Source organism: Ornithinimicrobium tianjinense, from assembly GCF_014636495.1.
GTDB classification, from domain to species: domain Bacteria; phylum Actinomycetota; class Actinomycetes; order Actinomycetales; family Dermatophilaceae; genus Ornithinicoccus; species Ornithinicoccus tianjinensis.
In genome coordinates this window covers 656,487-678,541 of the sequence record NZ_BMEM01000001.1, presented here as the reverse complement: position 1 = coordinate 678,541, position 22,055 = coordinate 656,487, and the positions used below count along the sequence as shown (strand labels likewise).

The 22,055-nt window shown below is 71.7% G+C and carries 22 protein-coding genes; 5 read left to right on the top strand and 17 right to left on the bottom strand.

The window, feature by feature from the left end:
- Positions 1-14: 14 nt before the first annotated feature.
- Positions 15-1,289, bottom strand: a complete 1,275-nt coding sequence (locus IEV65_RS03220; protein WP_188428148.1) for an acetyl-CoA C-acetyltransferase — start codon at positions 1,287-1,289, stop codon at positions 15-17.
- 70 nt (positions 1,290-1,359) lie between these two features.
- On the bottom strand, positions 1,360-2,886 hold the full coding sequence (locus IEV65_RS03215) for an amidohydrolase (protein WP_188428147.1): 1,527 nt from the start codon (positions 2,884-2,886) through the stop codon (positions 1,360-1,362).
- Positions 2,887-2,957: 71 nt separating this feature from the next.
- On the opposite strand from IEV65_RS03215, the gene mce reads away from it, so the two are divergent.
- Both mce and IEV65_RS03205 read left to right on the top strand, forming a co-directional pair.
- Positions 2,958-3,464, top strand: a complete 507-nt coding sequence (gene mce, locus IEV65_RS03210; protein ID WP_188428146.1) for a methylmalonyl-CoA epimerase — start codon at positions 2,958-2,960, stop codon at positions 3,462-3,464.
- A complete protein-coding gene (locus tag IEV65_RS03205; protein WP_188428145.1) occupies positions 3,461-4,795 on the top strand; it encodes an AI-2E family transporter in 1,335 nt (444 codons plus the stop codon). The genes mce and IEV65_RS03205 overlap by 4 nt, the downstream gene beginning before the upstream one ends.
- 4 nt (positions 4,796-4,799) lie before the next feature.
- Here IEV65_RS03205 and IEV65_RS03200 read toward each other — a convergent pair whose 3' ends face one another.
- Both IEV65_RS03200 and IEV65_RS03195 read right to left on the bottom strand, forming a co-directional pair.
- Positions 4,800-5,111, bottom strand: coding sequence for an Rv1322 family protein (locus IEV65_RS03200; RefSeq protein ID WP_188428144.1), 312 nt, complete (start codon positions 5,109-5,111; stop codon positions 4,800-4,802).
- Positions 5,112-5,124: 13 nt separating this feature from the next.
- Positions 5,125-6,807 carry a 3-hydroxyacyl-CoA dehydrogenase family protein gene (locus IEV65_RS03195; RefSeq protein ID WP_188428143.1) on the bottom strand — a complete coding sequence of 561 codons (1,683 nt, stop codon included), beginning with the start codon at positions 6,805-6,807 and terminating at the stop codon, positions 5,125-5,127.
- Between the two features lie 40 nt (positions 6,808-6,847).
- Here IEV65_RS03195 and nucS point away from each other — a divergent pair, with 40 nt between their 5' ends.
- The 3 genes from nucS (at position 6,848) to IEV65_RS03180 (ending at position 10,409) form a co-directional block, all read left to right on the top strand.
- A complete protein-coding gene (gene nucS / locus IEV65_RS03190; protein ID WP_188428142.1) occupies positions 6,848-7,543 on the top strand; it encodes an endonuclease NucS in 696 nt (231 codons plus the stop codon).
- 36 nt (positions 7,544-7,579) lie between these two features.
- On the top strand, positions 7,580-9,109 hold the full coding sequence (locus tag IEV65_RS03185; protein WP_188428141.1) for a gamma-glutamyltransferase: 1,530 nt from the start codon (positions 7,580-7,582) through the stop codon (positions 9,107-9,109).
- 667 nt (positions 9,110-9,776) lie between these two features.
- A complete protein-coding gene (locus tag IEV65_RS03180) occupies positions 9,777-10,409 on the top strand; it encodes a cob(I)yrinic acid a,c-diamide adenosyltransferase (protein WP_188428140.1) in 633 nt (210 codons plus the stop codon).
- A 389-nt stretch (positions 10,410-10,798) separates the two neighbouring features.
- Here the strand turns inward: IEV65_RS03180 and IEV65_RS03175 are convergent, their stop codons facing one another.
- From IEV65_RS03175 to IEV65_RS03115, 13 genes are all read right to left on the bottom strand, one after another.
- Positions 10,799-11,203 (bottom strand): DUF2550 family protein, encoded by a 405-nt coding sequence (locus IEV65_RS03175; RefSeq protein WP_188428139.1) that lies wholly within the window; start codon positions 11,201-11,203, stop codon positions 10,799-10,801.
- A gap of 29 nt (positions 11,204-11,232) precedes the next feature.
- Positions 11,233-11,517 (bottom strand): F0F1 ATP synthase subunit epsilon, encoded by a 285-nt coding sequence (locus IEV65_RS03170; RefSeq protein WP_188428138.1) that lies wholly within the window; start codon positions 11,515-11,517, stop codon positions 11,233-11,235.
- 42 nt (positions 11,518-11,559) lie between these two features.
- Positions 11,560-12,903: a uracil-xanthine permease family protein gene (locus IEV65_RS03165; RefSeq protein WP_188429413.1), complete on the bottom strand. Its 1,344-nt coding sequence runs from the start codon at positions 12,901-12,903 to the stop codon at positions 11,560-11,562.
- A gap of 96 nt (positions 12,904-12,999) precedes the next feature.
- Positions 13,000-14,229, bottom strand: a complete 1,230-nt coding sequence (locus IEV65_RS03160; protein WP_188428137.1) for an acetyl-CoA hydrolase/transferase family protein — start codon at positions 14,227-14,229, stop codon at positions 13,000-13,002.
- A gap of 152 nt (positions 14,230-14,381) precedes the next feature.
- Entirely contained in the window at positions 14,382-15,845 is a 1,464-nt protein-coding gene (gene atpD / locus IEV65_RS03155; protein WP_188428136.1) for a F0F1 ATP synthase subunit beta, read from the bottom strand.
- A 12-nt stretch (positions 15,846-15,857) separates the two neighbouring features.
- On the bottom strand, positions 15,858-16,754 hold the full coding sequence (locus tag IEV65_RS03150) for a F0F1 ATP synthase subunit gamma (protein ID WP_188428135.1): 897 nt from the start codon (positions 16,752-16,754) through the stop codon (positions 15,858-15,860).
- Positions 16,755-16,874: 120 nt separating this feature from the next.
- Positions 16,875-18,524 carry a F0F1 ATP synthase subunit alpha gene (gene atpA, locus IEV65_RS03145; RefSeq protein ID WP_188428134.1) on the bottom strand — a complete coding sequence of 550 codons (1,650 nt, stop codon included), beginning with the start codon at positions 18,522-18,524 and terminating at the stop codon, positions 16,875-16,877.
- Between the two features lie 81 nt (positions 18,525-18,605).
- A complete protein-coding gene (locus IEV65_RS03140) occupies positions 18,606-19,427 on the bottom strand; it encodes a F0F1 ATP synthase subunit delta (RefSeq protein ID WP_188428133.1) in 822 nt (273 codons plus the stop codon).
- Positions 19,427-20,002, bottom strand: a complete 576-nt coding sequence (locus tag IEV65_RS03135; RefSeq protein WP_188429411.1) for a F0F1 ATP synthase subunit B — start codon at positions 20,000-20,002, stop codon at positions 19,427-19,429. The genes IEV65_RS03140 and IEV65_RS03135 overlap by 1 nt, the downstream gene beginning before the upstream one ends.
- Before the next feature lie 124 nt (positions 20,003-20,126).
- Positions 20,127-20,342, bottom strand: a complete 216-nt coding sequence (locus tag IEV65_RS03130) for an ATP synthase F0 subunit C (protein ID WP_075957433.1) — start codon at positions 20,340-20,342, stop codon at positions 20,127-20,129.
- A 107-nt stretch (positions 20,343-20,449) separates the two neighbouring features.
- Complete coding sequence (atpB, locus tag IEV65_RS03125; protein ID WP_229734834.1) at positions 20,450-21,271, bottom strand: F0F1 ATP synthase subunit A; 822 nt, start codon at positions 21,269-21,271, stop codon at positions 20,450-20,452.
- A gap of 88 nt (positions 21,272-21,359) precedes the next feature.
- Positions 21,360-21,575, bottom strand: coding sequence for a hypothetical protein (locus IEV65_RS03120; protein ID WP_229734832.1), 216 nt, complete (start codon positions 21,573-21,575; stop codon positions 21,360-21,362).
- Positions 21,572-22,009 carry a hypothetical protein gene (locus IEV65_RS03115; RefSeq protein WP_188428132.1) on the bottom strand — a complete coding sequence of 146 codons (438 nt, stop codon included), beginning with the start codon at positions 22,007-22,009 and terminating at the stop codon, positions 21,572-21,574. Before IEV65_RS03115 ends, IEV65_RS03120 begins: the two co-directional genes overlap by 4 nt.
- Between the last annotated feature and the right edge of the window lie 46 nt (positions 22,010-22,055).

Here is a 22,055-nt window from a genome sequence, read left to right as displayed (position 1 = left end):
CCGGGTGGCCGCGGTCAGCCCTGGGCGGCCGCGGGCACGCGCACGATCAGGGCGTCGCCCTGGCCGCCGCCCCCGCAGAGCGCCGCGGCACCGGTGCCGCCACCCCGACGCTGGAGCTCCAGCGCCAGGTGCAGCAGGATGCGGGCGCCGGACATGCCGATCGGGTGGCCCATCGCGATCGCGCCACCGTTGACGTTGACGCGCTCCGGGTCCAGGCCGAGCTCCTTGGTCGAGGCCAGGCCGACGGCGGCGAAGGCCTCGTTGATCTCGACGAGGTCGAGGTCGGTGGGCTCGATGCCCTCCTTCTTGCAGGCCGCGCGGATGGCCTGGGCCGGCTGGCTCTGCAGGCTGGAGTCGGGGCCGGCGACGATGCCGTGGGCGCCGATCTCGGCGATCCAGGACAGCCCCAGCTCCTCGGCCTTGGCCTTGCTCATGACGACCACCGCGGCGGCACCGTCGGAGATCTGGGAGGCGGAGCCGGCGGTGATGGTGCCGTCCTTGGAGAACGCGGGGCGCAGCCCGCCCAGCGACTCCACCGTGGTGTCCTTGCGGATGCCCTCGTCGGCCTTGAAGCTCACCGGGTCGCCCTTGCGCTGCGGGATGTCGACGGCGACGACCTCGTCGTCGAAGAGTCCCTTGTCCCAGGCCGCGGCGGCCAGCTGGTGGCTGCGGGCGGAGAAGGCGTCCTGCTCCTCGCGGGTGAAGGCGCGGTCGGCGGTGTTGGCGTCCTCGGTGAGGTTGCCCATGGCCTGGTCGGTGAAGGCGTCCCACAGGCCGTCGTAGGCCATGTGGTCGCGCACGGTGACGTCGCCGTACTTGTAGCCGCCGCGGGACTTCTCGAGCAGGTGCGGAGCGTTGGACATCGACTCCTGGCCGCCGGCCACGACGACCTCGACCTCCCCCGCCCTGATGAGCTGGTCGGCCAGCGCGATGGCGTCGATGCCGGAGAGGCAGACCTTGTTGATGGTCAGCGCCGGGACGTCCATCGGGATGCCGCCCTTGACCGCGGCCTGGCGCGCGGGGATCTGGCCGGCGCCGGCGGTGAGGACCTGGCCCATGATCACGTAGTCGACCTGGTCACCGGTGATGCCGGCCTTCTCCAGGGCGCCCTTGATCGCGAAGCCGCCCAGCTCGGCCGCGCTGAACCCGGAGAGGGAGCCCAGCAGGCGGCCCATCGGGGTGCGTGCTCCGGCGACGAGCACCGAGGTGGTCGTCGCGCGGCTGGTCGTGGCGCCCTGCTCGGGCGTGGCCTGCACGTCGGTCGGCTCGGTGGTGGTGGGATCGGTCATGGTGCGCCTCCAGCGTCGGTGGTGGGTGCCGGTTCTCACCGTCACTCTAGTCTCCGCCGGCGACGCTCCCTCACGCGCCGTGGACGAGCTCGCCGTCGACCACGGTGGCCGAGATGACCGTCCGCAGCAGGGCCGCGGCCTGCTCGCCCGTGGGTCGGTCCGCGGCCCCGAGCGGGTCGTCGTCGAGGAGGATCACGTCGCCGCGCGCGCCGGGCCGGAGCCGCTGGCCGTCGACCGAGCAGGCGAGCGCCTCACGCACGGTGACGGCCTGCTCCGCGTGCCAGCTCTCACCGTCGACGGGCCCTCGGTGGACGGCGGCGGCCATGGCCAGCCACGGGTCGAGCGGGGAGACCGGGGCGTCGGACCCGAGCGCCACCTCGATGCCCCGGTCCAGCAGCGAGCGCAGCGGGAAGGTGCGGCCGGTCCGGTCCGGCCACAGCCGCTCCATCGCGACGACGTCGTCGAGCAGGTGCGCCGGCTGGACGCTCGCGCGCACGGGCAGCCGGCTCCACAGCTCCAGGTCGGACTCGGCGACCAGCTGCGCGTGCTCGATCCCTCCCACCGCGCCGGTCGAGGCGAAGACCTCCAGCGCCTGGCGCACCGCGGCGTCGCCGATCGCGTGCACCGCGCACTCCAGACCGGCTGCGTGGGCCCGCCCGACGAGGTCGGCGAGTCCCGCAGCATCGATGTTGGGCGCCCCGTGCGGGTCCGCCATGCCCTCGGCGTGGTGGAACGGCTCGCAGCACCATGCCGTGCGGGTGTTGAGCGAGCCGTCGGAGATGACCTTGAGCGGACCGAGACGGACCAGCCCCCGGGTGCCGGTGACCAGGTCACCGGTGCGCAGCCCCGTCGCGACGAGGTCGTCGAGGCCCTCGGGGTAGACCCCCACCCGGGCGCGCACGAGTGGCATACCGTCGAGCTTGCGCTGCCGCCACTGCTCCCAGGGACGACCGAACTCCAGGTCGGTCACGCCGACGACGCCGCGGGTCTGGGCCTCCCGCAGCGCGACCGCCACACCGTCCTCGGCGACCTCCCGCGCCCCGGGCAGCTCGGCCAGCCGGTCGTAGACGCCGAACCAGTCCCACTCCTCCACGACCGCCGTCGTGGCGGGCGCGTCGAGCAGCCGGAGGGCCGGGGAGTTGAGCCAGCCGTGGTGGGCGTCGCCGCTGATGAGGACCACCGGGACCGCGGTGGTGAGCGCGTCGAGCGCCGCCACCGACGGCTGCTCCGCCCATGTTGCGGTGCGGTGCCCGTAGCCGACGACGACGCCGGACCGCGGGAGCGGCTCGCGGTCCATCGCGTCCCGGACGATCTGGAGCGCGTGCTCGACGCCGGTGGCCGCCGAGGTGTCGATGCGCGAGCGGGTCAGGCCCCACTGCGCCACGTGGACGTGGTGGTCCCAGAGCCCGGGCAGCGCCCACCGCCCTGCCCCGTCGACCTCGGGTATGCCGTCGCGCGCCGCGATCCCGCGCCCCACCTCGGCGACGCTCCCGTCGAGCAGGAGGACGTCGGTGGGCTCGACGGGGCGTGCGGGCGCGTCGCTGTCAGCACCGTCGAGCGGGACCACACGGACGTGGCGCAGGAGCAGGTCAGGCATGGACGAACGCTAACCCCTGCGCCGTGGCCCGGTGCCCGGCCCGTGTCGGCGGTGCGTCCTAGGCTGTGACCATGAGCGCGACGCCGGGTCAGGGACAGCAGCACGCCGACGGGCCGGAGGCCGCGGGCCTGGGGGACCTGGGCCCGTTCCTGCTGGCGGTCGACCACGTCGGGATCGCCGTCCCCGACCTCGACGCCGCGCTGGCCTTCCACCAGGGGGTCCTGGGCAACCGCCTCGTGCACGAGGAGGTCAACGCCGAGCAGGGCGTGCGCGAGGCGATGATCGCGGTCGGTCCGGCCGACCCGGGCGGCGGCCCGCCGCCGACACTGATCCAGCTGCTCGCGCCGACCGGTCCGGAGTCGACCATCGCGCGGTTCATCGACCGCAACGGGCCCGGTCTGCAGCAGCTGGCCTACCGCGTCAGCGACGTCGAGGCCGTCTCAGCGCTGCTGCGCGAGCGCGGGCTGCGCCTCCTCTACGACGAGCCGCGGCGCGGCACCGCCGGGTCCCGGATCAACTTCATCCACCCCAAGGACGCCGGCGGCGTGCTCGTGGAGCTGGTGGAGCCCGCCGGGTGACGGGGCAGCCTCGGACCGGCCGGGGCCGGCGCGGCGGGCTGGGACGGCGTCTCGGCCGGGTGGCCCCGCTGTCACGGCTGCGCCCCCAGCACCTGCCGCGAGCGGGTCGGGGCGCCGTGCGCCGTTGGCAGGACTACCGCGAGCGCCAGCTCGCGCTGCTGGAGGGCAACGACCCGCGCGCCGACCTGGCGGCCCCGGACGCCCTCGCCGGTCCGGCTCCCACCTCCGGGTCGACCGCGCCGGGCCCGGACCACCTGCCCGAGCTCGCCCCCGGTCCGGACGCGGCGCGGGGGTGGGCCCTGGGTTCGCCCTTCTACCTCGGTTTCACCTTCGCTCTCGGCGCCCTCCTCGCCTGGCTGCTCGTGCAGAACCTCACCCGGCTCACCTCGGTCCTCACCTTCCTGCTCGTCTCGGTCTTCGTCACCCTGGCCCTGGACCCGGTGGTGCGCTGGCTGACGCGACGGGGCGTGGGGCGGGGCAGCGCCGTCGGCCTGGTGTTCCTCGGGCTCGTCGGGGCCGTCACCGTGGTCGGCGTCCTCGTCGTGCCGCCCACGGTGACCCAGGCCAGCACGCTCGGAGAGCAGGCCCCCGGCTACGTCCGGGAGCTGCTCAGCGCCCCGTGGCTCAACGACCTGGACGCGCGCTACGGCATCGAGGAGCGACTCACCTCCGAGATCGAGCGCCTGGCGACCGACAGCGGCACGCTGTCCACCGTCTTCGGCGGGGTGCTCGGCGCGGCCGGGTGGGTCGCGGGCAACCTCGTGGGACTGTTCACCTCGATCATCCTCACCCTCTACCTGCTCGCCACCCTGCCCACGGTCAAGGAGGCGGCCTACCGCCTGGTCCCCCGCAGCCGCCGGCCGCGCGTGCGCGCGCTGGCCGAGGAGATCATGCGGCGGGTCGGCGGCTACGCCCTCGGGCAGACCGCCGTCGCGAGCATCAACGCGGTCGCCTCCTGGGTGATGATGCAGATCCTCGGCATCCCCTACTCCGCGATCCTGGCGATGCTCGTGGGCCTGCTCGGGCTGATCCCGATGGTCGGTGCCACGCTGGGCGCCGGGCTCGTGGCGCTGGCCGCGCTGACCGTCAGCCCCACGACCGCCCTCGTCGTCCTCGTCTACTACGTCATCTACCAGCAGTTCGAGAACTACGTGATCGTGCCCAACGTCATGCGCCGGACCGTGGCCGTCCCAGGAGCGGTGACGGTCGTCGCCGTCCTCGTCGGCGGCACGCTGCTCGGCGTCCTCGGCGCGCTCATCGCCATCCCGGTCGCGGCCGGCCTGCTGCTCATCTACCACCAGGTGCTCGTCCCGCGGCAGAACTCCCTCTAGCCCGCTAGGCGAACGAGCCGCCCGGGCGCCGACGCTCCCGCGCCGCCCAGCACACCGAGTGCCAGTGACGTCGGTTCTCCACCGTCTGCATCGTCTCGGCCGGCCACACGACGGTGTGAGCCACGTCCGCGCCGACCTCGCCCTGGCAGCCGGGGCACCGGTAGGACCGACCGGTGTCGTTGGGCCGCACCTCACGCACGACCCAGACCTGACCGGCATACCGGACCTCGGTCACCGCCGGGCGGCGCAGCGAGGGCGGGAGCCCGCCCGCTCCGGACGGGCGTCCGGAGCGGCGGGGCCGGTTGGAGCGGGGCATCGGCCGCCGGCGGTCAGGCGCCGGTGAACGGCCGGTCGAGCAGCACGTGCTCGACGAGGAGGGGCGAGGCCTCCACGGCCTCGCGCGGCATACCGGACCCGCCGGAGGCCAGCTCCTCGCAGACCGCGAGGACCTCGTCCGCGCCGATGGCGTCGATCATCGCGAAGGGGCCGGCGGGGTAGCCCAGGCCGTACTGCAGCGCGGTGTCGACGTCCTCGACGGAGGCGTAGCCCTCGTCGACCATCCGGACCGCGTCGTTGAGGTGCGGCACGAGCAGCGCGTCGACGACGAGGCCGGCGCGGTCGCGACAGACGACCGGCTCGGCGCCCAGGCGGGAGACGAGGTCGCGCAGGGTGGCGACGATCCCCTCGTCGGTGACGGAGGTGCGCCCGATCTCCACGACCTGGCCGTTGCCGGTGGGGGCGTGCACGCGCAGGACCACGCAGCGCTCGGGCCGCCCCGAGATCGCGCCCAGCGCCACGGCGGCCGCGGAGTTGACGGTCGTCAGGATCGTGTCGGGGCCGGTGATCTCGCCCAGCTCGGCGAAGAGGTCGTCGATGTCGCGGCCCGGCAGCTCGGCGCCGTCCTCCAGCTCCTCGAGGTCCTCGACCTCGGTGTCCAGCTCCTGGGCCTCGATGACCAGGCCGGCCTCGCGCAGGCGCTGCAGGTCCTCGGAGTCGTCGGCGTCGGTGACGTGCACGACGACGTAGCCCCCCTCCTCCAGGCGGGAGGCGAGCTCCTCGGCGATCGCGCCGGAGCCGACCACACCGACGGTCGAGAGGGCCGGCGCCTCGACAGCCGCGGGGGTCTGCGCGTCCTCGACGACCTTGCCGCTGCCCGGGCGGTCGTAGGTGTAGAAGCCGCGACCGCTCTTGCGGCCCAGCAGACCGGCCGTGACCATCCGGCCGAGCATCGCGCTCGGCGCGTGCATCGGCGAGCGGCTGTGCGCGTAGATGACCTCGCCGATGTGGTGGCAGACGTCCAGACCGACCAGGTCGACGAGGGTGCACGGCCCCATCGGCAGCCCGGCGCCGACGCGCATGGCGGTGTCGAGGTCCTCGCGGCTGACGTGGCCGTGCTCGAGCATCCGCAGCGCGGACGTGAAGTAGCCGAAGAGCAGGTAGTTGGCCACGAAGCCGGCCCGGTCGCCGACCACGACGGGCTTCTTGCCCAGCCGCTCGGACACCGCGACGACGGCGTCGCGGACGGCGACGTCGGTGCGCAGCGTGGTGATGACCTCGACGAGCTTGAGGACGGGTGCCGGGTTGAAGAAGTGCAGGCCCAGCACCCGCTCGGGGCGCCGGGTCGGGGCGGCGATCTCGGTGACCGAGAGGCTGGAGGTGTTGGTCGCCAGCACCGCGTCCTCGTCGACGATCTCGTCCAGGCGGCCGAACACCTCGTGCTTGAGGCTCATGATCTCCGGGACGGCCTCGACGACGAGGTCCGCGCCCGCCAGGTCGGCGAAGTCGGTCGTGATCGTGACCCGTCCCAGGATCTCGGCCTGCCCGGCCTCGTCGAGCTTGCCCTTGGCGACGGCGCGGTCGGTGGAGCCCTGCAGGATCGCCCGGCCGCGCTCGGCATACTCGTCGGTCGTCTCGACCCCGACGACCTCGAGCCCTCCCCTCGCGAAGACCTCCACGATGCCCGCACCCATGGTGCCCAGTCCGACGACCCCGACCTTGTTGATCTCACGCATGCGCCGATCCTCTCACCCCCGCCGGGTTAGTCTGGCGCCCGTGCGTGTCGTCATCGCCCGTTGCTCCGTGGACTACCAGGGCGCCCTCGAGGCCCACCTGCCCCTGGCCACCCGCCTGCTCATGGTCAAGGCGGACGGCTCCGTCCTCGTGCACTCCGACGGCGGCTCCTACAAGCCGCTCAACTGGATGGCTCCCCCGTGCGCGATGACCGAGGTCGAGCCCGACGAGGCCGAGCGCGAGGAGGGGACCGAGGCGGTGTGGGTCGTCCGGCACGGCAAGCGCGACGACACCCTGCGGATCCGGCTGCACGAGGTGCTCTCGGACAGCTCCCACGAGCTGGGCGTGGACCCCGGGCTGGTCAAGGACGGCGTCGAGTCCCAGCTGCAGGCGCTGCTCGCCGAGCACATCGGGACCCTGGGCGACGGCTGGAGCCTGCTGCGGCGTGAGTACATGACGGCCATCGGCCCCGTCGACATCCTCTGCAAGGACGGCACCGGCGCGACGGTGGCCGTGGAGATCAAGCGCCGCGGCGACATCGACGGGGTGGAGCAGCTGACCCGCTATCTCGAGCTGCTCAACCGCGACCCCCACCTCGCGCCGGTCCAGGGCGTCTTCGCCGCGCAGGTCATCAAGCCGCAGGCCCGCGTGCTCGCGACCGACCGCGGCATCCGCTGCGTGACGCTGGACTACGAGGCGCTGCGAGGTCTGGACGACGCGGGGTCGCGGCTCTTCTGACGCACCGACCGCACGGGGCACGGCAGAATCATCCCCATGAGCCGACGTGCCGCGATCGCCGCGCCCAACGCCCACGCCACCGAGGCCGCGGCCCACGCGCTCGCCCAGGGCGGCAACGCGGTGGACGCTGCGATCACCGCCATGCTGACCACCACGGTGACCGAGCCCGGGATCGTCGCTCCCCTCGGCGGTGGGTTCGTCAACATCTGGCCCGTGCACGGCGATCCCGTCGTGGTCGACGGCAACGTCGAGATGCCGGGGCGCGGGCAGCCCCGTGAGGCGTTCGGCGAGCGAGGGCTGATCCGCAGAGAGATCGCGTACGGCGGCGGGATGGTGACCTACGTCGGCCCGGCCTCCGTGGCCACGCCCGGATTGATCGCCGGGATGGCCGCGGCGCACGAGCGCTTCGGCTCAGCCCTCTGGCACGAGCTGCTCCGGCCGGCGGCCGATGTCGCCCGCGGGGGTTTCGCGCTGTCGAGGACCGCCCAGTCCTACCTGGTCCTCGCCTCCGCGCCGATCTTCAGCTGGGACGAGGCCACCCGGGCCCGCTACACCGACGACGGGGCACCGCTGCCCGTGGGGGCGCTGATCCGTGACCCGCTCCTCGCCGACACCCTCGAGCACATCGGTGCCGAGGGGGCCAGCACCCTCTGCACGGGCGACCTCGCCCGCGCGATCGCCGACGACATGACCGCGCGGGGCGGACTGCTCGGCGCGGCGGACCTTGCGGCATACCGGCCCGTCGCGCGACCGGCCCTGCGCAGTCGGCTGGGCGACTGGGACCTGGCCTGCAACCCGCCGCCGTCGATCGGCGGGCCGGTCCTCACGGCCCTCCTGCGGCTGCTGGCCGCGGTCGAGGGGGACATCACCCCCGCGCGCGCTGCGACGGTGATGAAGGAGGTGCTCGACATCCGGCTGGACCGGATCGACACCGCCGAGGACCTCGCGGCCGCCGGCGCCGAGCTGCTCGAGACGCTCCACGAGATCGGCGCGACCGGTCTGCCGACGTCCCCGTCCACCGCGCACGTGAGCGTCGTGGACGAGGACGGTATGGCGTGCGCGCTCACCGCGAGCGCGGGGTACGGGTCCGGCATGACCGTGGCGGGGACCGGTCTGGTGGCCAACAACGCGCTGGGCGAGCTGGAGCTCAACCGGCTCGGCCTGCACGCGGTCGCGCCCGGCACCCGTCTGGCCTCCAACATGGCGCCCACCACGGCCCGTCTGGCGGACGGCTCGGTCATCGCCATCGGCACACCGGGGGCCGACCGGATCACCACCGCCCTGGCCCAGGTGATGATCCACGTCGCCCGTCACGGGGAGGCGCTGCAGACGGCGATCGACCGGCCACGGATGCACCCTCGGCGTCTCGACGACGGGACGGACCGGATCGAGCACGAGCAGGACGAGGAGATCGCGGCCAGCCTGGACGGGGCGGGGCTGGCGCGCCACGAGCACCCGCCGCTGTCGATGTTCTTCGGCGGGGTCGGCGCCGCAGCGCGTCACTCCGACGGCCGGCTCGAGGCGGCTGCGGACCCGCGACGGGCGGCCGCCACGCTGCTGGTGTGAGCGGCTCTGGCGCTGTGAGCTGAGCGGGTCAGGGGCGCTGGGCCTGGATGCGCGCGACCCGGTCCGAGAAGGTCTCCCCCGCTCTGGGGGCGGCCTCGGGGGCGAGCACCACGCGTCCGACAGCACAGTGCTGACCTGCTCGGCAGGTAGGTCAGATGGTTCTCGTGTCTCGAGCAGCATGAGTGAGGGGCTGTTGTCGACCTCCGTGTCGGCCAGGAGGACGACGTAGTTCTGGCCCACGTCCATCCGCGCCTGGCCACGGACGACAGATTCCACCCTCTGGCCGTCCTCCTCGATCCAGCCCGGCCAGGTGTACAGGGTGAGCTGGTCCTCGACCTCGACGTCGGTCACGGCCTCAGGGTGCTCCCAGAGCACTCTGACGACCCTCACCTCCACGTCGCGACCCCACTCCTGTGGCACGTCAACACCGTCACCGGCCGTGATCGCCGGTCGGGCCTGCTCGGACACGACCCGGACGAGCGCGGCCACCGATCCGTAGGTGGCCCATTCCTGGGTCGTCAGCTGCGGGATCTCCGTCGTGCCGGGATCGACCGTGCGCACCGTCCCAGACATCACGCTGTGCGAGGCGCCGTCCGACCCGGTGCCCGGCCCGACGCTTGCGCAACCAGAGGCGGTCAGAGGGCCCACGTCTGGCACGATCGACATCATGGTCAACCTCACCCGCATCTACACCCGCACCGGCGACGCCGGCACCACCGCGCTCGGCGACAACGGCCGCACGGCCAAGACCGACCCGCGCCTGGAGGCCTACGCCGACACCGACGAGACCAACTCGTTCATCGGCGTCGCGATCGCGTGCGGCAGCCTGCCGCTTGAGGTGCAGCAGACCCTCACCCGCATCCAGAACGACCTCTTCGACGTCGGAGCGGACCTCTGCATGCCGCTCAAGGAGACCTACGAGTGGGAGCCGCTGCGGGTCAAGCAGGAGTGGATCGACGAGCTGGAGGCCGACTGCGACCACTACAACGAGCAGCTGGAGCCACTGCGGTCGTTCATCCTGCCCGGGGGCACCCCCGGCGCCGCGCACCTGCACGTCGCGCGCACGGTCGCTCGCCGCGCCGAGCGCGCTGCGTGGGCGGCCCTGGAGCTGTATGGCGAAGCCCCCGCGAGCGGTGACCGCAAGGAGACGAAGGGTCAGGGTGGCATCAACCCGCTCACGGCCAAGTACCTCAACCGGCTCTCCGACCTGCTCTTCATCCTGGGCCGCGTCGCGAACCTCTCCGCCGGCGGCGACGTCCTCTGGCAGCCCGGCGGCGGGCGCGAGACCCCACAGCCCTGAGGACCGGACAGGCGTTCCTGCCACACCGGACAGGCGCTCCTGCCACACCGGACAGCCGTTCCTGCCACACCGGACAGGCACTCCTGCCACACCGGACAGGCACTCCTGCCACACCGGACAGGCGCTCTTGCCACACCGGACAGGCGCTCTTGCCACACCGGACAGGCGTTCCTGCCAGACCGGACAGGCACTAACGCCTGTCCGGTCGCAACGCCTGTCCGGTCGCGGGTGGCACTAACGCCTGTCCGGTCGCAACGCCTGTCCGGTCGCGGGTGGCACTAGCGCCTGTCCGGTCGCGGGTGGCACTAACGCCTGTCCGGTCGCAACGCCTGTCCGGTGGCGGGTGGCACTAACGCCTGTCCGGTCGAGCAGGGCGGGGCGCGGGGCGGTCAGGCGACGTAGGTGTTCCAGCCCGGGGGCACGGCCTCGACCCAGGCGCGCAGCGCGGTGTAGTGCTGCTCGTCGAGCGCGAGCTCGAAGGCCGACGTGCCGTAGCTCACCGGCACGGCGATGAGCCCCTGGCGGCCGATGGCCCGACCGTCGTCCTCGCCCACCCCAGAGGCGACGCCGAGGTCGAGGTTGCCGCGGATCCAGGGCCCCGCGGAAAGACCGCCCGGCCCCTTGAGGGTCAGACGGTCTCCGGTGAAGCGCAGCGTGCCGCGGCGCCAGGCCTGGCCGGGCATGCGGTAGGCGGCCCGCATCGGGGGCACGATGGCCCCCTGCTCGCCGAACGTCCGGAACGCGAACAGCCCCAGCCCGACGATCACCAGCGCGGCGCAGGCCGCCAGGATCACCAGGATGAGGCTGTCCGGCACAGGAGGGCCTAGTGGGTCTCGGCGGGGGTCGTGAGACCGGCGGCGTCGACGTTGTCGGCGACGATCACGACGCGGTCATGGTCCACCGACAGGAAGCCGCCGTCGATGGTGACGGTCTGCGTGCCCGACGCGGTGACGATGCGGACGTCACCCGTGACGAGCACGCCCAGGAGCGGGGTGTGGCCCGGCAGGATGCCCAGGTCACCGTCGATGCTGCGGGCGCTGACGGAGGACGCCTCGCCCTGCCAGACCTTGCGGTCGGCGGCGACGAGCTCGACCTGAAGTGCACTCACGAAGGGGTCCTCTCAACGACGTGTCGACGGCTTCGGTCCAGTCTACCTGTCGCGCGGGTCGTCCCAGGACGGGTCCGCGATCTCCGGCTGGGCGTTGGTCGGGCCGCCCATCTCGAGGTGACCCTCGCTCGCGACCGCCCCGGTGAGCCGGTTGACGGCGTGCATGCCGTGGTAGAGCACGAGGGCCGCGGCGGTGCCCAGCGCGATGCCCTCGAAGGACAGCGCGCCGACCGTCCAGGTGTAGTTGGCGATGCCGACCACCAGCGCGACGGCCCCGGTCGTCAGGTTGATCGGGTTGCCGAAGTCGACCCGGTGCTCCACCCAGATCCGGAAGCCGAGCACGCCGATCATGCCGTAGAGCACGGTGGCGGCCCCGCCGAGCACGCCGACCGGCACGGTCTGGATCGCGGCCCCGAACTTCGGCAGGAACGCCAGCCCGACCGCCGTGAGCCCGGCGACCCAGTACGCGGCCGTGGAGTAGACCTTGGTCGCCGCCATCACCCCGATGTTCTCCGCGTATGTCGTGGTGCCCGATCCCCCGCCCGAGCCGGCGAGCGTCGTGGCCAGGCCGTCGGACATGAGCGTGCGGCCGATCATGTGGTCGAGCGCGTCCGCCGAGCTGCCCGTCATCTGCGCGACCGACTTCACGTGGCCGATGTTCTCCGCGACCAGGACGAGCACGACCGGCAGGAACAGCCCCACGACCGACCAGTGGAACTGCGGCAGCATGAGCTCGGGCGCGCCGACCCAGGCGGCCTCGCCGATGGCCGCGTAGTCCACCTCGCCGCGGGCGGCGGCCACGGCATACCCGACGAGCACCCCGAGCAGGATGGACAGGCGCCCCAGCAGACCGCGGAAGAGCACGGTCGCCAGCACGATCGCGACGAGCGTGGCGAACGCCGTGACCGGCGCCTGCTTGACGTTGTTCCAGGCGGCGGGCGCGAGGTTGAGGCCGATGAGCGCGACGATCGCGCCGGTCACCATCGGCGGCATGAGCCGACCGACCCAGCCGTGGCCGACGGCCTGGACGATCGCGCCGACGAGGAAGAGCGCGACGCCGGCCATGACGACGCCGCCCAGCGCGCCGGCAGGCCCGTGCTGGCCCTGCGCCGCGGCGATCGGGGCGAGGAAGGCGAAGGAGCTGCCGAGGTAGGACGGCACCCGGTTGCCGGTCACGAGCAGGAAGATCATCGTGCCCAGGCCGCTGAAGAGCAGCGTCGTGCTCGGCGGGAAGCCGGTGATCAGCGGCACCAGGAAGGTCGCGCCGAACATCGCCACGACGTGCTGCATCCCGATCCCGATCGTCGGGACCCACGCAAGGCGCTCGTGCGGCGCCACCACCTGGCCCGGCTCGATCCGATAGCCGTCGCCGTGCACGCTCCACAGGCTCACGCTGTCCTCTTTCCTCTGGTATGCCGTCGGTCGCCCGGGTGCGCGACCGCGCGCGAGCCTACCTTCCGCGGGCCCCGGCGCGGCGGGTGATCACGCCAGACCCAGGTGGTGGGCCTCCTCCCACAGCTCGGCGCGCACGCGCGGGTGGGCGGCCCGCTCGATGAGGTGGGCGGCCTGCTCTTTCTCGGAGCAGCCGAACAGCGGGGCGGTGCCCTGCTCGGTGACGATCGCCGAGGCCTGGAAGGAGGTGACGGGCTCGTCCACCAGCGGCACGATCGTCGACACGTCCGCCTTGGGGTGCCAGGAGCGCAGCGCCATGATCGACTGCCCGCCCTGGGCGTGCAGCGCACCGACGATGAAGTCGGTCTGCCCGCCGAAGCCGCTGTGGATCCGCGCGTCGATCCGCGAGGCGTTGGCCTGGCCGAAGAGGTCGACCTCCAGCGCGGTGTTGATCGAGGTCATGAACCGCTGCCGGGCGATGAGCGCCGGGTCGTTGGTGCGCTCGGTGCGCAGCAGGTGGACCCGCCGGTTGCCGTCCAGCCAGTCGTAGAGGCGCTGGGTCCCGAAGAGGAAGGACGTCGTCAGCGGGTGGTCGTCGTCGAGCGCCCCGGCAGCGTCCAGCGCCAGCACCCCGTCGGAGAACATCTCGGTCCACAGCCGCAGCCCCCGGTGCCCGGTCAGGGCAGCGAGCACCGCGTCGGGGACCGCGCCGATCCCCATCTGCAGGGTCGCCCCGTCCGGCACCATCGCGGCCACCCGCTCACCGATGACCCGGGCGTCCTCGCCCAGCGGCGCCGCCGCCGGTGGCGTGGGCAGCGGGATCGACACCTCCAGCCCCACGTCGATGTGCTCCACCGGCACGAGGGCGTCGCCGTAGGTGAAGGGCATCCGCTCGTTGACCTGCGCCACCACGAGGCCGCCCCGCTCCCGGCACGCCTCGATCGCGGCCGGCAGCACGTTGACCTCGATGCCGAGGGAGACCACGCCGTCGCGCGGCGGCGAGCAGTGCAGCAGCACCGCGTCGACCGGCAGCGAGCGCCGGAAGAGCACGGGCACCAGCGAGAGCCGCGACGGCACGTAGCGCAGCCCGGGGTGCCGACGCTGCCCCGCGCCGACGAAGCTGGTCTCCACGACCACGCCCTCCCGCTCCGGCAGCCCCGGCGGTCCGTTGAGCGTGTTGAGGACGAAGCTCTCCACGTGCTCGTCCAGCAGCCGCACCAGCTCCCAGGGGATGCTGTGGTTGCCGGAGGCGACGATGCGGGGGTTGTCGGGGAGGGCGCGCAGCGCGGCCGCGACGGCGGCGGTGTCAGCGGTGATCACCTGCCCATTGTCTCCGACAGTGCGTAGGACACGGGGGTCCCGGGACGGTCCTGACCTTGAGGCGCGAGGAGCGCGGACCGCGGTCCGGGTATGCCGAAGGGCCGGCGAGTCTGTCGACTCACCGGCCCCACGGCATACCTGGGATCAGGCGATCAGCTGTTCTTCTCCAGCTCGGCGGCCTGACGCTCGACGTCGTCGAGGCCACCGCACATGAAGAAGGCCTGCTCCGGCACGTGGTCGTACTCGCCGTCGGCGACCTTGGTGAAGGCCTCGATGGTCTCGGCCAGCGGGACGGTCGAACCCTCGATGCCGGTGAACTGCTTGGCGACGTAGGTGTTCTGCGACAGGAAGCGCTGGATGCGACGCGCGCGGCCGACGAGGATCTTGTCCTCCTCGGAGAGCTCGTCGATACCGAGGATCGCGATGATGTCCTGCAGCTCCTTGTAGCGCTGGAGGATCGACTTGATCCGGACCGCCGTGTCGTAGTGCTCGCGCGTGATGTAGCGCGGGTCCAGGATGCGGCTGGTCGAGGACAGCGGGTCGACGGCCGGGTAGATACCCATCGACGCGATCGGGCGGGAGAGCTCGGTGGTCGCGTCCAGGTGGGCGAAGGTCGTCGCCGGGGCCGGGTCGGTGTAGTCGTCGGCCGGCACGTAGATCGCCTGCATCGAGGTGATCGAGTGACCGCGCGTGGAGGTGATGCGCTCCTGGAGGATGCCCATCTCGTCGGCGAGGTTCGGCTGGTAGCCCACGGCGGACGGCATCCGGCCGAGCAGCGTGGAGACCTCGGAACCGGCCTGGGTGAAGCGGAAGATGTTGTCGATGAAGAGCAGCACGTCCTGCTTCTGGACGTCACGGAAGTACTCCGCCATGGTGAGGGCGGAGAGCGCGACGCGCAGACGCGTGCCCGGCGGCTCGTCCATCTGGCCGAAGACGAGGGCGGTCTGGCCGAGGACGCCGGCCTCCTCCATCTCGACGATGAGGTCGTTGCCCTCACGGGTGCGCTCGCCGACACCGGCGAACACCGACACACCACCGTGGTCGCGGGCGACACGGGCGATCATCTCCTGGATGAGCACCGTCTTGCCGACGCCGGCACCACCGAACAGACCGATCTTGCCACCCTGCACGTAGGGGGTGAGCAGGTCGATGACCTTGATGCCGGTCTCGAACATCTGGGTCTTGGACTCCAGCTGGTCGAAGGCGGGCGCCTGGCGGTGGATGCCCCAGCGCTCGGTGACCTCGAGGGTCTCGCCCGGGCCCAGGTCGAGCACGTCACCGGTGGCGTTGAACACGTGGCCGAGGGTCACGTCGCCGACCGGCACCATGATCGGGCCGCCCGTGTCCTGGACCGCCTGGCCGCGGACGAGGCCGTCGGTCGGCTGCAGGGAGATGGCGCGCACCATGTTGTCGCCGATGTCCTGCGCGACCTCGAGGTTGATGACCTTGGTCTCCCCGCCCAGCTCGACCTCGGTCTTGAGCAGGTTGTAGAGCGCGGGCATCTGGCCGGGCGGGAACTCGACGTCCACGACCGGGCCGATGATGCGGGACAGACGGCCGACGCCGCCGGTGGTCTGCCCGGCGTCGCTGGCCGGAGTGTCAGTGGTAGCAGTCATGATGCTTCCTTCTCACTTGGCGTCCGCGAGGGCGCTGGCGCCGCCCACGATTTCGCTGATCTCTTGGGTGATCTCGGCCTGGCGGGCCTGGTTCGCCAGCCGGGTGTAGGTCTTGATGAGCTCCTCGGCGTTGTCCGTCGCCGACTTCATCGCGCGCTGACGGGCGGCCAGCTCGGAGGCGGCCGACTGCAGCAGCGCGTTCCAGACCCGGGAGACGATGTAGCGCGGCAGGAGCGCGTCGAGCGCCTCGGCCGGGCTCGGCTCGAACTCGTAGAGCGGGAAGATGTCCTCGGTGGTCACCTCGGCGGCCTCGACGACCTCGAGGGGCAGCATCCGGACGACCTGCACCTCCTGCGTGACCATGCTCACGAAGCGGGTGTAGACGATGTGGATCTCGTCCACGCCGCCCTCCTGCGAGCCCTTGAGGAACTCGGCGAGGAGGGTCTCGGCGATCTCCTTGGCGGACTCGAAGTCCGGCCGGTCGGAGAAGCCGGTCCACGCCTTGGCGTACTCGCGGCCGCGGAAGCGGAAGTACCCCTCCGCCTTGCGCCCGGCCAGGAAGGGCACCATCTCCTTGCCCTCGGCCTGCAGGGTCTCCCGCAGCTGCTCCGCACGCTTGAGCACGCTCGCGGAGTAGGCGCCGGCCAGACCGCGGTCGGACGTGACGACGAGCACGCCGGCCCGGGTCGCGTCGGGACGCTCGGTGGTCAGCGGGTGGTCCGCGTCGGAGTAGCTGGCGACGGCCGACACGGCGCGGGTGATCGCCCGTGCGTACGGCGTGGTCTCCTCGACGCGCTGACGCGCCTTGACGACCCGGGAGGCCGCGATGAGCTCCATCGCGCGCGTGATCTTCTTCGTCGACTGGACGGACCGGCTGCGCTTGCGGTACTCCCGCTGCTGCGCTCCCATATCTCGCCTCTTTCGTTTCTGCTCGGTCTGGACGGTTCAGGTCAGGTCAGGTCCGGTGCTCTCCTGCGGGTATGCCGTGCGCGCGCGGGGCGCGCACGGCATACCCGCAGGAGAACGCGCTCAGTGGCGCTGGACCGTGATCTGCTCCTGGTCGATCTCGTCGGCGTCCAGGGCCTCGATGTTGTCGTCGTCCTCGTTGCTGCCGGCGTGGACCTCGTGGCTGTCGTCCACGGAGAACTCCTGCTTGAAGGCAGCCATCGCCTCGACCAGGGTCGCCTCGGTGTCGTCGCCGAGCTTGCCGGTCTCGCGGATGCCGGCGAGCAGGCCCGCCTGCTCGCGGCGCAGGTAGTCCAGCCACTCCGCCTCGAAGCGGCGGACGTCGGAGACCGGCACGGAGTCGATGTGACCGTTGGTGCCGGCCCAGATGACCGCGACCTGCTCCTCGACCGGAACGGGGGCCGACTGGGGCTGCTTGAGCAGCTCGACCATGCGGGCGCCGCGCTCGAGCTGGGCCTTGGAGGCCGCGTCGAGGTCGGAGGCGAACATGGCGAAGGCCTCCATCTCGCGGAACTGCGCGAGGTCGACCTTGAGGCGGCCGGAGACCGACTTCATGGCCTTGATCTGCGCGGAACCACCGACGCGGGAGACCGAGACACCCACGTCGATCGCCGGACGGACGTTGGAGTTGAACAGGTCGGACTGCAGGTAGATCTGACCGTCGGTGATCGAGATGACGTTGGTCGGGATGTAGGCCGAGACGTCACCCGCCTTGGTCTCGATGATCGGCAGACCGGTCATCGAGCCGGCGCCCATCTCGTCGGAGAGCTTGGCGCAACGCTCGAGCAGCCGCGAGTGCAGGTAGAAGACGTCGCCCGGGTAGGCCTCGCGGCCCGGCGGACGGCGCAGCAGCAGCGACACGGCGCGGTAGGCCTCGGCCTGCTTGGACAGGTCGTCGAAGACGATGAGGACGTGCTTGCCCTGGTACATCCAGTGCTGGCCGATGGCCGAGCCGGTGTAGGGGGCGAGGTACTTGAAGCCGGCGGCGTCGGAGGCCGGGGCCGCGACGATCGTGGTGTACTCCAGCGCACCGGCCTCCTCGAGGGTGCCACGCACCGAGGCGATGGTGGAGCCCTTCTGGCCGATGGCGACGTAGATGCAGCGGACCTGCTTGTTCGGGTCGCCCGACTCCCAGTTGGCCTTCTGGTTGAGGATCGTGTCGACCGCGACGGTGGTCTTGCCGGTCTGGCGGTCACCGATGATCAGCTGGCGCTGGCCACGGCCGACCGGGATCATCGCGTCGATGGCCTTGATGCCGGTCTGCAGCGGCTCGTGCACCGACTTGCGCATCATCACGCCGGGAGCCTGCAGCTCGAGCGCGCGGCGACCCTCGGTGGCGATCTCGCCGAGACCGTCGATCGGGTTGCCCAGCGGGTCGACGACGCGACCCAGGTAGCCGTCACCGACGGCGACCGAGAGGACCTCGCCCGTGCGGCGGACCTCCTGGCCCTCCTCGATGCCGGAGAAGTCGCCGAGGACGATGACACCGACCTCGTGGACGTCCAGGTTCAGCGCCAGGCCGAGGGTCCCGTCCTGGAACTGCAGCAGCTCGTTGGTCATGACCGAGGGCAGGCCCTCGACGTGGGCGATGCCGTCACCGGCGTCGACGACGCGCCCGACCTCCTCGCGGGAGGCGGCGCTCGGCTCGTAGGACTGGACGAACTGGTCCAGTGCGTCGCGGATCTCTTCCGGACGGATCGAAAGCTCCGTCATGTCTCTTCTCCTCGTCGTCGGCCCGGTGATCTGGTCGCCGGCCCGTGCTCGTGGTGCTGGGGGGGTGTGCGGTGGCAGTGCTCAGGTGGTCATCAGACGGCGGGCCGTGGACAGGCGGGTGCTCACGGTGCCGTCCAGGACCTCTTCGCCGATCTCGACCTTGATGCCACCGACGACGTCCTCGTCGATGACGACGTTGGCGTGCACCTGGCGGCCGTACTGGCGGCTCAGGACGCCGACCAGACGGTCCAGCTGCTCGCCGGACAGCGGCACCGCGGTGGTCACGGTGGCCGTGACGGCGTTCTGCCGGGCGGCGGCCTGCTCGAGGTAGGCGGCCAGGGCCCGGTCGAAGCGCCGCCCACGGGTGCCGGCGACGGCCTGGGTGGCCAGGCGCACGGTCTCGGGTGCGGTCTTGACCGACAGCAGCCGGTCCACGAGCGCCGCGCGGGCCTGCGGCCGGGCCCGACGGTCGCTCAGGGCGGCCTGGAGGTCCGGCGTGGACTCGACGATGCGGGTGAACCGGAACAGCTCGTCCTCGACCTGACCGAGGCGGTTGTTGCGCTGGGCGTGGGTCAGCACGGCCTCGACCCCGAGGCGCTCCAGCGCGGAGACCAGGTCGCCCTGCTCCTTCCAGCGCTGCGCCACGACGGCCTTGACGACGTGCACGGCGCCGACGCCGACCTTGCCGTTGAGCAGGCGCTCGGCCAGCGCGGCCTTGTCGGCACCCTCCCGGGAGGGGTCCGCCAGGTTCCGGCGCAGGGTCGGGTTGGCGTCAACGACGTGCGCGACGGACCAGACCTCGTCGGCCAGCCGCGCGGCGTCGACGCTCCCGCCCTCGTGCGCGAGCACCTCGCCCAGGGCGGCCTCGGCCTCCTGGTAGGCGCGACGGAACGTGCTGTCCATCAGCGGCCCTCGCCCGTGCCGAGCTTCTCCGGCTGGATCGAGCCCGCCTCCAGGTCGGCCAGGAACCGGTCGACGATCCCGCGCTGACGAGCCTCGTCGTGGAGCGACTCGCCCACGATCTTGCTCGCCAGGTCGGTCGAGATCTGACCGACCTCACCGCGCAGCTGGACCATCGCCTGCTGACGCTCGGCCTCGATCTGCTTGCCCGCGGTCTCGCTGATCCGGGCAGCCTCGGCCTGGGCCTGACCGCGCATCTCGGCGACGATCTGGGCGCCCTGCTCCTTGGCGTGCTCGCGGATGCGGGCAGCCTCGGCGCGCGCGTCGGCGAGCTGGTCCTCGTACTGCTTCTTCGCGGCGGCGGCCTCGGCCTGGGCCTGCTCCGCAGCCTGCATGCCGCCCTCGATCGCGGCCGTGCGCTCGGCGTAGGCCTTCTCGAGGTTCGGGACCACCTTGGTGGCCACGAACCAGTAGAAGATGCCGAACATGATCAGGCCGAAGATGAGCTCCGGCATGTAGGGCAGGATCGGGATGGCGTGCTCCCCGGCGCCCATGGGCTCGGCCTCCTCGGACGCCATCAGGACGCCCGACGCGATCGTGGTCAACTCCACGAGCGGCTCCTCACGTGTAGGGGTCTTCCAGCCTCAGCAGCAGCGGCTGCCGTGGGGCTGTCGGACGGGTCTGGGACAGACAGGTTCGTCGTCAGCCGACGAAGAACGCGATGAAGAAGAGGACCAGACCGAAGATGGCCAGGGCCTCCGCCAGCGCGAAGCCGAGGATGGCGATCGGCTGCAGCTTGCCCTGGGCCTCGGGCTGACGCGCGACACCGTTGATGTAGGCGGCGAAGATCAGACCCACGGCGATGGCCGGGCCGATGGTGGACAGGCCGTAGCCGAGGAGGGTGATGTCACCAGTCACGTCGAATCTCTTTCTGTGTGTGGTCCCGACGCCCACCGGACGGGCGTCGGAGCTGTACTGCGTTATTCAGTTGTCGGTCAGGAGGTCGGTGCTCGACACGCCCGTGCTCAGTGCTCGTCGGCGAGCGCGCCCCCGATGTAGGAGGCCGCGAGCAGCGTGAAGACGTAGGCCTGCAGGAACTGGATCAGCCCCTCGAACACGGTCAGCGCGCCGCCGAGGACCCAGGCGGGGATCGCCACCGCCATCAGGCCGGGCTCGAAGGTCTTGAACATGTACCAGCCGCCGACGATGAAGACGACGAGGAGCATGTGGCCGGCGAACATGTTGCCGAAGAGTCGCAGCGCGAGCGTGAGCGGCCGGGTGATGAAGAAGGTGATCAGCTCGAGGAAGAGGATGAACGGCTTGATCCAGCCCGGCAGCCCGCTGGGCAGCAGCGAGCCGAGGTAGGCGCCAAGTCCGCCCTTGTGCTTGATGCCGACCCAGTGGTAGACGACGTAGACGATCGCCGTCAGGCCGATGGGGAAACCGATGCGCGCCATCGTCGGGTTCTGGAACGGCGGGATGATGCCGAAGAGGTTGTTCAGCAGGATGAACGTGAACATCGCGAACAGGAACGGCACGAAGCGCATGAAGTCGCGGCTGCCGATCATGTCGCGGGCGATGCCGTTGCGCGCGAAGTTGTAGACCTGCTCGGTGAGCCACTGGCCCTTGCTCGGCACGACGGCTGCCTGGCGGGTGGTCAGCCAGAGCCAGACCATCAGCGTCACGGTCGCGATGGCGAGCAGCGCCATCGGGCGCGTGAAGTAGTAGTCGGTGCCCGGGATGGCGAACATCGGCTGCCAGAAGTCGCCCGGGGTGGGCGGGAAGTGGCTCTCGCCCTCCTCGGCCATCGGCAGGACGAGGCCTACGGCCGCCATGGTCGCACTCACGCGTTCTCCTCCACAGGGTTGCTTACGGATGTCTGGGCGCGCTCGATGGCACGCAGGGACCTGGCACGGTCCGATCGGGACACCGTCGTCATGTCTTACCGTACCTGAGCCAGATGACGTACATGGACAGGACCATCCCCGCCACGACGCCGACCGGCAGCAAGAACCAGGTGCCGAGCAGGTAGTCACCGAGCAGACCCAGGGCACCGAAGCCGAGCGGGCCGGCGAGCAGGTAGCCGAGCACCGCGTTGGCGGCGTCGGTCTGCCGGGCCATGCCCTCGACCTCGGGCTCGGGGTAGCTCATGCGGCCGACCCGGGCAGCTGGACGTCGAGGGTGCTGCGCGAGCGCAGGTAGCCCACGACCAGACCGGCCTGGAACACCAGACCGACGAGCACGAAAGCGATCACGAGCGGCACGACCTCGAGCCAGGTGGTCTGGCCCAGGGACCAGATCACGGCGGCGAGCACGCCCATCTGCACCACGAAGACCGCGAAGGCCCCGGCCATGGTCGTCGCGGTGGGACCGGCGAGCACGCCGCGGATCCCGACGACGCCGAGGACGAAGACGACCAGGGAGATCACCGCGCCGAGGGCGGCCGACACGCCCGCCCACTCACCGGCAGCCGCCCAGGCCAGCAGCGGCACCACGACGAGGAGCGGGAGGGTGGGGACTAGTCCCCCGACCAGCATCGACCGCAGCGGCGTGCGCTCGGCTCGCGTCGGTGCGGATGCGGTCATCAGGGGAAGGCTCCGTCAGTCGGGTGGCGGCGGGGTCTTGTGAAAG